Source organism: Kitasatospora sp. NPDC054795, assembly GCF_053611565.1.
This window is the reverse complement of the sequence record NZ_JBSHAP010000054.1, coordinates 48853-58941: the sequence shown is the minus strand read 5'-3', so window position 1 is coordinate 58941 and position 10089 is coordinate 48853. Positions and strand designations below refer to the sequence as shown.

General features: G+C 77.3%; 7 protein-coding genes and 1 pseudogene. All 8 read right to left on the bottom strand.

Going from position 1 to position 10089, the window contains the following annotated elements; genetic code table 11:
• A pseudogene (locus tag ACWGJO_RS20755) lies at positions 1-448 on the bottom strand (hypothetical protein); the annotation flags it as partial.
• Positions 445-1683: a lantibiotic dehydratase C-terminal domain-containing protein gene (locus ACWGJO_RS20750; RefSeq protein ID WP_452185686.1), complete on the bottom strand. Its 1239-nt coding sequence runs from the start codon at positions 1681-1683 to the stop codon at positions 445-447. The pseudogene ACWGJO_RS20755 and the gene ACWGJO_RS20750, both read right to left, overlap by 4 nt.
• Positions 1676-4315: a lantibiotic dehydratase gene (locus ACWGJO_RS20745; RefSeq protein ID WP_452185684.1), complete on the bottom strand. Its 2640-nt coding sequence runs from the start codon at positions 4313-4315 to the stop codon at positions 1676-1678. The genes ACWGJO_RS20750 and ACWGJO_RS20745 overlap by 8 nt, the downstream gene beginning before the upstream one ends.
• A gap of 241 nt (positions 4316-4556) precedes the next feature.
• Positions 4557-4730 carry a thiazolylpeptide-type bacteriocin gene (locus ACWGJO_RS20740; protein WP_387690256.1) on the bottom strand — a complete coding sequence of 58 codons (174 nt, stop codon included), beginning with the start codon at positions 4728-4730 and terminating at the stop codon, positions 4557-4559.
• A 658-nt stretch (positions 4731-5388) separates the two neighbouring features.
• Positions 5389-8025: a class IV lanthionine synthetase LanL gene (lanL, locus tag ACWGJO_RS20735; protein WP_452185682.1), complete on the bottom strand. Its 2637-nt coding sequence runs from the start codon at positions 8023-8025 to the stop codon at positions 5389-5391.
• 55 nt (positions 8026-8080) lie between these two features.
• Entirely contained in the window at positions 8081-8236 is a 156-nt protein-coding gene (locus ACWGJO_RS20730) for an SflA family class IV lanthipeptide (protein ID WP_452185680.1), read from the bottom strand.
• Between the two features lie 252 nt (positions 8237-8488).
• The gene (locus ACWGJO_RS20725) at positions 8489-9400 is read right to left on the bottom strand and encodes a phytoene/squalene synthase family protein (protein WP_452185678.1); all 912 of its coding nucleotides are present in this window, start codon (positions 9398-9400) and stop codon (positions 8489-8491) included.
• A 101-nt stretch (positions 9401-9501) separates the two neighbouring features.
• Positions 9502-10047, bottom strand: coding sequence for a hypothetical protein (locus ACWGJO_RS20720; protein WP_452185676.1), 546 nt, complete (start codon positions 10045-10047; stop codon positions 9502-9504).
• Positions 10048-10089 lie beyond the last annotated feature (42 nt).

Sequence of the window (10089 nt, the reverse complement as noted above, 5' to 3'; positions counted from 1 at the left end):
CCGCCGGAGTCGCTGTCCCGCCCCGGGCCAGGGCGCGCGCCACCGCGCGGGTCGACGGGCCGTCCGGGTCCGCGGCGGCCACCACCGGGCGGGCGGCCGCCAGGGCCGCCTCCGCACGGCCGGGGTCGTCGGCCACCGCGCCCGGCCAGGGCGGCAGTCGGACCCCGTCCGGGTGGTCCACGAGCAGGCCGTGCTCGCGCAGCCGGGCGGTGACGGTGGCCAGCGCGGCCGCCACCCTCGGCTCGACGGCCGCGTCGACGGCCGCGTCCACGGCCTCCGCCTGCGGCCCGAGCCGGGCGGCGAGCACCTGCCACAGCGCTGGGAGCGCCCGGCTGCCCTCCAGGGTGACGCTGCTCTCGCGCCCGCGCAGGTGCAGCCCTTCGCGCAGCGGCGTCACCGCCACCCCGGGGCGCAGGCGGGGCCGCACGGCGTCCGGTTCGGCCGTCATGCCGCCCCCTCCAGTTCGGTGCGCCCCGCGCCGCCCGTCGCCACCGCGGCGCCCGATTGCTCCGCGCCGCCCGTCGCCACCGCACCGCCCTGCTCCTCCGCGGCACCGAGGACCGCCTGCCAGCGGTGCCCGGTCAGCTCGGGCACGCTGCGCACCAGCAGGTGGGCGGCCAGGTAGCGCTCCATCGGGCGGACGTCGCAGATCGCGAGCAGCCGGTACAGGCCGTTGGTGCCGGCCCGGTTGATCAGGTAGTCGGGACGGTGCCACATCCTGCCGTCGGGGTCGGCGCGCTGCAGCAGTCGGTGGAACTCGCTGTAGCGGGTGCGCAGTTCGGCGTTCCAGCGTTCGGCGGTGGCCGGGTCGCCGAGGGCCTCGGCGCGCTCCCGGTACTCGGCGTGGCGGCCGCCGAGGTCGGCGCCGGCCGTCAGCCGCCGCTCGGCCAGGCTCCAGGCGGTCGCCGACCAGTGCGCCCAGTCCCGTTCCCAGTCGCGGGCGCCGCCGTCGGCGATCCGGCCGACCAGCGCGGTGACCGCCCGGCCGCTCTGCTCCCAGCGGCGCTCGAAGGCGGCCCGCAGACCGCCGTCCGGGTCCTCGTGGACCAGGAAGTCCTCCAGGTGCGAGAGCACCGAGTAGTGCGCGCCGACCAGCCCGTCCGGGTGCGCGGTGGCGTGTGCCGCGAGCGCCGTCACCACCAGCTGCACCCGCGCCTGCGGGGTGTCGCCGTGCGCGCCGAGGAAGTGGCAGGCCGAGTCGAGGGCGGGCAGGCCGGTCCGCAGCAGCTCGTCCCGCAGCTCGGCGGATTCGGCGCCGATCAGCGCCCGCAGGGCTTCCTCGGCGGACCGGTCGACGGGCGCCGCCACGACGGTGTTGTCCGGCACCAGCGGCGCGTACGGCGGCGCGACCAGCTCCGCGCGTCCGGCGACGGCGGCCTCGGCGAGCAGTTCCTCGTCCGACCGGTCGGCCACGGACGGGTGCGCGGCCGCCCATGCCCGCAGCGCCTCGGCGGCCCGCTGCGCCGCCCCGGCCACCCGTGCCTCCGGGCCGCGCAGCCGCAGCCGCAGGTGCGGTCCGAACCGCCAGTGCCGCTCGACGTGGGCGGCCAGCCCCTCGGCCGCCGCCTGCCGGGCCAGCGGCAGGACGGCTTCGCGCAGCGCGCGGGCCTTGTCGGGCCGGTAGTGGTACAGGACCACGTCCCAGGCGGTCACGGCAGCTCGGCCCTCGGCCGGGTCACTCATCGGGCGCCTCCTCGGCGATGGCGGTGCGGACGGATTCGAAGGCGCCGGCCGCCGGCGGGCCGCCCCGGCCGGGCCGGTACGTCTCCACCACGAGTTCCACGGCCCGGGTCGGCTCCGGCTGCCCCGCGATGGCCGGGAGGGCCTCCTCCAGGACCGCGCCGTGCGGGTGCCGGGTGAGCCACTTGGCGAGGTGGCGCAGGTGCAGCGGATTGCCGAGGTCGACGGGCTGCGGCTTGGGGGCTCGCAGGTGGGCCACGAAGGCGTCGCCGGGCGTGCCCGCGGGGTCGGCCGCGGCCGGTGCGGGGTGGAGGAAGAGCTGCTCGGGCAGGTCGAGCCGGGCCCGCCAGCGGGCGACGGCCGCGGCCGGGACCCCGTCGGGGCCGGGGTCGGCGGCGAGGTCGGCCCGCAGGGCGTCGAGCACTCCGGCCGGCAGGAGCCAGCGGCGGCGGGCGAGGACGACGTGCCGGTGGCGCAGCCGCGGGGTGCGCAGCACGCTGCCGCCGGGCGCGGCGAGGGTGGTGCGCGGCAGCAGCGGGCGGAAGTCGACGACCCCCTCGGGGTGGTCGTTGAGCAGCGGGCCGAGCCGCTGGGGCAGCATGACCGGTGCGAGGAAGCCCAGGTAGAGGACGTCGAGCAGTTCGCCGGTGGTGCGCAGCCGCAGCCGCAGCTGGTCGTCGACCGGGTCGTGCACGAGGTCGAGGTCGGACTCGGCGAGGCCGGTCCACTGTCGGTCGGGGCCGATCTCGTCGGCGAGCAGTCGCGGGTGCAGGTTGGCGTTGAAGCCGCCGACCGGCCGGATCTGGGCGGCGCGGGCGCCGGCGCCGAGTCCGGACCGCAGCTGCCGGGCGACCTCGGTGGCGGCCTGCGGGGCCAGGCCGTCGAGGAAGCGGCTGGTGAAGCGCCCCCAGCCGCCGTAGACGTGGTTGACGCACAACAGGCCGTCCGTGGAGCCGTGTTGGACGAACCAGGAGTAGCTGAGCGGGCGGGCCGCGGTCCAGTGGGGCAGTCGGGCGGCCAGGGCGCGTATCCGCTCGGCGGGGAGCACGAGTTCGCCGTCCTGCTCCGGCAGGTTCGCGAACTCCTCGCGCAGCGCGGCCAGTTCGCCCGGGGGTGTCGGATCCGCCCAGGAGTCCGCCAGGTCGGCAGCGAAGTCCCAGGGGGCGTCGCACACCCCGCCGACGCCGTAGCGGGCGACGAAGCGGTCGCGGGCCGCCCGTCGCATCAGGTGGGCGTGGTCGAACAGCTCGGCGAACACGGTGAGTTCGGCGAGCGCCGCCCGGTCGGTCGCGCCCGGCCGGGGCTGCGGCGGAGCCGGCGCGTGGACGTCCTCGCTGAGGACGCTGAGCGGCGCGGCCTCCTGCGGCACCGGCCGGCCGGCGTCGGCCAGCAGCCGCCGCCAGCGCTCGGCGAGGACGGCCAGCAGTGCGGGGCGGTGCGCGCCCGGGGTCACGGCCAACTCGGCGTTCTGCCGTTCGAGTTGCTCGATCCGGTGGGCCAGCTCGGCGTCCTGCGGCCACTGCCGGAGCCACCCGGCCAGGCTGCGGAGCGGGTGCCGGTCCTGCGGGTCGACCGGTTCGGTGGGCACCAGCAGCCGGGCCGTGACGAGCTGGTCCACGAAGCGGTGCGCGCCCGGGTCGTCGCCCGGCCGCCCGAGGGCCTCGGCGAGCCCGGCGGCGAGCCGGTCCGGCGGGGCCGGGGTGGCCGCGAGCGAGGCGAGCAGCGCCAGCTCGGGCCGGGCGGCGAGTTCGACCTCCTCCTCCCGGGTGACCAGGAAGCGCCCGCCCGCGAACAGCGCCTCCGCGCGGGCGTAGCGGGCCCGGCCGTCGGCGACCCGGGCCGCGCTGCTCATCCGGTGCGGCAGCGTGCGGCTGCGGCGGGGGTCGTCGAGCAGGGCCTGGACGAGCGCGGTGACCAGCGCCCGGTTCTCCCGGACGCAGGCGCGGGGCTCGCCCGCCGCGGCTTCGCCGTCCTCGGAGAACCAGCCGACGGCGGTGAACCAGGACAGCGGGCTGGTCTTGGCGGTGGCCCGCAGGGCGTGCCGCAGCACGGCCGCCTCCTCCTTGCGCGCCCGGCCGCGCGGTTCCCCGGTCGCGCCCGCCGTGTTGGCCACCGCGCGCAGCAGGTCGGCGCTGCTGAGCGCGACGGCCCGGTTGAAGGCGGGCTCCCGGCAGATGTCCGCGAGGGCGGCCCGTTCGGCGGCGAGGGCGGGTGGGACGGCGTCGGCGAGCGCGTCCAGCAGCCGGGCCCGCAGCCGTCGCAGCTCCAGCCACTCGGCGAGCCGCGGGACCCGGCCCGGCAGGTCGGCGAGCCGGTCGAGCAGCGCCGCCCGCGGCGTTCGCCCGTTGTGCAGGTCGCGGCGCAGCGGCAGCACGACCCTGCGGTGGAACTCCTCGTCGTGCCCGGCCCGGCCGGCGTACAGGTCGTCGCAGAGGGCCGGCCGCAGGGCCTCGGCGGCGGCCTCGGCGGCGGCGAGGTCGCGCAGCAGAGCCCGGGTGTGCGCCGTGGCGGCGGACTGGGCGGGTCGGGCGAGCACGGTGGAGCGCACCAGGGCGTGGCGCGCGGCGTACGCGGCCGGAGCCGGTTCGGGGGCCGGCGCCCGGGCGTCCCGGGGCAGGGCGGCGCGGTTGGGCATGGGCGGTTCCCTCCGGCGGGGCCTGGGGCGCGTCTCGTGGGACTGGTCGGTTCCGGCCGCGGCGCCGCCGGCCCGTCCGGGTCCGCGCGACAGGTCCTGCGGACGCGCGGCAGGCGCTGCGGACGCGGAACAGGCACTGCGGACGCGGGACGAACCCGGCGCGTCCGGTGGACGCGCCGGGTCCCTCCTGGCACCGTGGCCGCGGCCCCGAGGGGCCCGGCCGACGGGTTCGGGCTGCTCCTTACATGTCCTGCGGCTGCGCGCAGGAGGACGAGGCCTGGCAGGAACACGAGCCCCAGGAGGCGCCGTTCTCGGGCAGCGCGACGGTGTCGCGCAGCGAGGTGACGGTTAGCTCGCTGAGGTCGAGGTCCTGAAGGTCGAGGCTCTCGATGCGGGACGCGGTGATGTCGGACATGGCGTTCTCCCTCACGTTGGCAGGCCTGCCGGTCGAACCGGAAGGACGGGCCTGCGATCAGATGTTGCGGGATGTGCCGGGCCCCCCGTGGGTGCGCCGCCTGCGGGTCGCTCGGACCCGGGCTTCGCTCCGCCCGACGGCGACTCTAGGCGGCGGGCGGCGGGCGGCGATACGGGCCGCCGTCACCTTGGCCGGAGCCCGCGCCATGTCGGCTCAATACCGTTTCCACTCAAGCGGAACCCCAGCCCTCACGGATCCCCGCCCCGTCGGCGGGTGCGGTCCGCCGGGACGGGGACCCTGCCCGTCACCTCGGCCAGGACCGCCGACGGGATCCTCGAACGGCTCGCGTCATGCTGTGGGCGGGTTCCCGGCGCAGGACATCAGGCGCTCCGGCCGGCGCAGGCCGCGGCGGTCACCAGGCGGGTGAAGGCGGCCTCGGAGGAGGGCAGCCCGGCGGGGTGCCGTCAACGTGGGCCTCGTGGTCGCCGAGGAGGACCCCGGCGCCGGACCGGGAGTCGACGCCCGGGACGGTCACGGGGGCGCCGAGGCAGAGAACGGCCCGGACCGACGGCCCACGTATCCCTTTGCGGCACAGCGAAATTGACGAAGTGTCACTATCCGGACCCGACCGGACGGGCCTCCGTCCGGTCGGGTCCGGTCAGCGCAGCGGCAGCAGTCCCGGCACCGGGCCGCCGCGCCGGGCGAGGCGGCGCAGGAAGGTGGTGACGCCGGGCGTGCCGACCGCCCAGGCCCGGGCCTCCGCATCCGGCCGGCGGCCGGGCAGCAGCGGCCGGTCGGGCGGGCCGCCGGCCCGGGTGAGGATCAGGGCCGCCAGTTCCTCGGCGGCCGCCCAGTGCCGGGCCTCGCCGGTGGCCACTGCGAGGTCGACGAAGAGGTCCCCGACGCCCGCGAGACCGCAGCAGCGGAACACCTGCGCGGTCCTCGGGGCGAGCGTCCGGCAGGTGTCGGCCGCCTCGGCGGCCAGGGCGATCAGCGCGTCGTCGCCGTCCCGCCGTCCGGCCTGGACCAGCAGGGTGCCGAGCCCGGCCAGACCCCGGCACCAGGACAGGTAGCGGCGCGTCGCCCCGGGCGCGCGAGCGGCGGCGACGATGCGCGGGAGGTCGGCCGCGAGTCCGTCCACGATCTGCCGGGCGGCGTGCCGGGACGCCTCGTCGGGCATCGCGAGCAGGAAGTGGGCGACGCCCGCGCGTCCGTGGGCGAAGCCCTCGGCCAGGGCCGCGGTGCCGGGGTTGGGCTCCTCCCCGAGGTCGTCCAGTGACCGGCCGGCCAGGTCGGCGGCGCAGTCGGCCGCCGCCGCGCGGTGTGCGCCGGCCACCGGGCCGAGGGCGGCGAGCAGCAGGTGCCCGGTGCCGATGCCGGCGGTGCCGCCGATCTGGTCCACGCCCGTCCCCTCGTACCGGCGGTGCCGCGGGGGCTCGGTGCCCAGCGCGGCGGCCGCCTCGGCGAGGAACAGGTCGACGCCCGTACGGCCCTGGTACAGCGAACCGTCGAGGTGGTCGAGGGCCGGGTGGGCGGCCGTCCAGCGGGCCAGTTCGGCGGCGGCGGCCCGGGCGTCCGGGCGCTCGGGGTGCTGGAGCAGTTCGAGGCCGAGGCCGGCCGCGCCGTCGTACAGCGAGAGCAGGGTCCGGGCGCGCTCCGCGCCGGGGTCGGCGGCGACCAGTTCGCGGGCCATCCGGACACAGGTGGTGACGGTGTGGTCGAGGGCCTCGGCCGGTCGGCCGCCGCCCCGTCCGCCCCGTCCGCCGGGGACACCGGGGACACCGGGGACACCGGGGACGCCGGGGACGCCGGGGACACCGGGGACGCCGCGCCGGACCGGGCGGGGTCCCTCCCGCAGCCGGGCCGCCGCGGCGGCGCGGCGTACCGGGTCGAAGCTCAGCAGGCCCTCGACCAGGTCCGCCGCCGGGTGCCCGGGCTCCGGGAGGGCGGCGCGCAGGCAGGCCAGGGTACGGTCGCGGTTGGTCGCCGGGTCCTGGTCGATCACCACCGGGTCGAGGCCGGTGAGGGCGTGGTGCAGGGTGGCGCCCAGAGCGTAGTGGTCCTCGGTCGGGTCCTCGCCGGTGGCGCCCGGCAGGCCGTACCCGGCGGTGGCGCCCGGGGGGCGGTCGCCGGCCAGGGCGCTCACGCCGAAGTCGACCAGCGCGGGCCGGCCGTCCGGGTCGAGCACCACGTTGGCGGGCTTGAGGTCGCAGACCACCACGCCGCGGGCGTGCACCGCGTCCAGCACCCGCAGCAGCCGGCGCGCCAGTGTCCACCAGTCCCGTCCGCCCGCTGTCCCGGCGGCACCGGCACCGGGGTCGGCGTCGGCGTCGTACGGACCGGCGGTGAGCACCTCGCGGCGCAGGTCGATCCGGCCGCGGGCGGCACTGACCAGGTACTCGTCGGTGCCGTGCCGGAAGTAGTCGACCAGTGCGGGCACGCCGGAGATCCCGGCCAGCGCGTCGAGCACCCGCTGCTCGTGCCGCAGCCGGCCGCGCGCGTCGGTGCCCGTGCCGTCCTCGGCGACGAAGGCCCGGGCCTGCTTGACCACCACCTCGCGCCCGGTGGCGAGTTCGACCGCGCGGTAGACGTGGCCGCTGGGCGCCCGGGTGATGCCGGCGGTGATCCGGTAGCGGCCGGCCCCGACCCGGGTGGTCGCCGGACGGGCGAGGGCGCCGGCCGCCTCGAAGGGGTCGTCCGCCCAGGGCGGCCGGCGGTAGCGGGCCTCGGCCAGTCCGGGGAACAGCGAGCCGTCCGGCCCCGCCATGCCGGCCTGCGCCTCGTCGTCGGTGACGCGGAACGGCCCGTAGCGGTAGTGCACCGGGGCGTCGGGCCGGACAGGACGGTCGCTCACCACGGCGGGGCCTTCCCGGCCGACCAGTGCCTGCGCCAACTCCAGCCCCAGGGCGCGGACTTCCTCCGGCCGGGGGTAGACCGTGACGGCCTTGCCGACGGCGGCCGCGCCGTTCCGGCCGCTGTTGAGTTCCCACAGTGCCGCGGTGCTCACCGCGAACTTCACGTCGCAGACGCGGCCGAGCAGGATCGGGAGGGCGGTGTCCAGCAGGTCCGCGAAGCCCTCCGGGCGGGCGGACAGGTGGAGTTTCCAGCCGTGGGCCAGCTCCGGCATCCGGGGGTCCGGGAGGTACCACCACTGGCCGTCGGTGCGCAGCGGGCGGTGCGGGCCGGGCGCCCGGGCGGCCAGTTCCTCGGCCCGGCGCCGCAGTTGCTCATGTCCCAGGACCGCCGAGGACTGCCCCAGGACCGCGGCGGAGCCGGGGTCGGGCGGTGTGCTCATCGTTCCGTCCTTTCCCGGTCCGCCGTGGTCCGCCGTGCTTCGGGATCCGAAGGGATCAGGAGTTGAACTCACAGGGGAAGCGGGTCGGGACGTAGGTCACCCACGGGTCGTCGATGCAGGCGACGGGGGTGAGGTCGGCGTCGAGCTCGTCCTCGAAGACGATGGCGTCCTCGTCGATGTCCAGCAGGCCGGCGTCGCGAACGTCGGTCATCAGGGCACTCATGGGGGTCCTCCCAATGATTGGGGTCTTTGGGTCCTGCTTGCTGAGCGCGCTCATGCTAGCCAGACCGCCCCACCCGGGACAGGGCGCCGACCGACCTGCCGGATCGCCTACGACAAAGGGAGGTTCCGTTTGTGGACGCCGGCTCCGACGGCTCTCACCGGGGCCGCACACACCGGATCGGCACCTCCGGGACCGGAGGCGTTCGCCGACCGGCGGGCGATCAGCCGCGCACGCGACCGGTCAGCCGCGCAGGCGGCGGGCCCGGAGGTACTCGCGGGCCAGCAGGCGCAGCGCGGCGGGCTTGGCCGGCCCGGCCGAACGGCGCAGCAGGGCGCCGAGGTCGGCGCGGGCGGCGGCGCTGGTGAGCTCCTCCACGCCGACGATGCAGCGGACCATCGGCCGGTGGGCGGGCGGCACCCGGTCGATGACGGCCCTGCCGTCGGCGAGCGTGCGGTCGGCGCGGTCGAGCAGGGCGGCGAGCAGGGCCCGGACGGCGGGCAGGTCGCGGGCCCGCTCCAGGTCGGCGCGGGTGACGCCGTGTTCCTTCAGGGTCTCTTCGGGGATGGTCAGCCGGCCGTCGGCGAGGTCCTCGGCGAGGTCGTTGACGCAGTCGAGCCGCTGACTGCCGTCGATGAAGGTGCGGCAGGCGGCGCGGTAGCCGGCCTGGTCGCCGTCCGGGCCGATCAGGCCGGCGACCACCATGAAGCCGGGCAGCGAGTACCCGTCCACGTAGGCCTGGTAGTCCTCCTCGGTGGCGAATCCGGTGAAGTCCAGGTCGGCCCCGGTCGCGGCGAGGAAGTCCAGCACCCGGTCCCGCAGGACGGGGTGGGCGGCGACGCTGTGCAGCAGCGGGCGCAGCTCGGGGTCGTCGGTGCGGCCGGCGGCGAGGCCGTCGGTGACCTGCTGCCGCCAGTGGGCGGACGCGGCCCGGCGTTCGGCGAGCGGGCCGCTGTCGAGCAGGGTGTCGGTGCGGTGCATGAAGGCGGCGGCGGTGATCACGTGCGGGACCATCCGCGCGGGCAGCAGCAGCTCGGTGGCGAGCGCGGCCTCCCGCCGGTAGCGGGCCATCTGCTGCCGCTGCCGGCCGTAGTCGGCCCGCAGGCCGGCCTCCCGCACCCCGGCCGCGTCCAGCGCCCGCTCCCACCTGCCCACTCGGTCCACCCCATCGTTCGTTCGACGGGGCCGAGCGTAGTCGGTGGGAGCGGGAGGACCTATTCGGGGGCCCTGCGGCCCCGGGGTCGCGGCGGCGGCGGTCAGCGCTGGCGGATCGTGGCGAAACCGCAGGCCGGGGTGCAGAGGGTGACGATGCCGCTGTAGCGGTGGGTGGTCCGGCCCCGGGTGACGCTGTGCACGGTGTGCTTCTCCCGCAGGTTGAGTTCCCGGCAGCGCGGGCACGCGGCGCCGACCGGATCGCCCCAGGGGCGGTTGGGGTTGAGCTTGGCGATGGAGACGACCATCAGGACGGCGGCCACGCCCGCGCCGCCGAAGCCGATCACCCGCCACACCCCGTTGCCGGACTCCCGACGGTCGATCATCTCGTCGTAGGAATAGGTGCCCCCGCCCCCGCGGCTGGACCAGATCCGGCACTCGCTGTGCCGGGTCATCGTCTTGCCGTCGCAGGTCGGCGGGGTGTCAGGGTCCGCCTTCCCGACCACCAGGGCCAGGAAGAAGCCGAGTGCGATCAGCAGGCCGAAGACGACCACGGCGACGGTCCGGCTGCGGCCGGTGTGCCGCCGCTTGCGTTCGTTGTACGCCGTATCGATCACAGCCTGGGCCATGTTGCCCCCGTCGACCGCCACTGGTCTTCTCCCGTAGTCCACGTCGCCCGCCGGGCCCGGGTG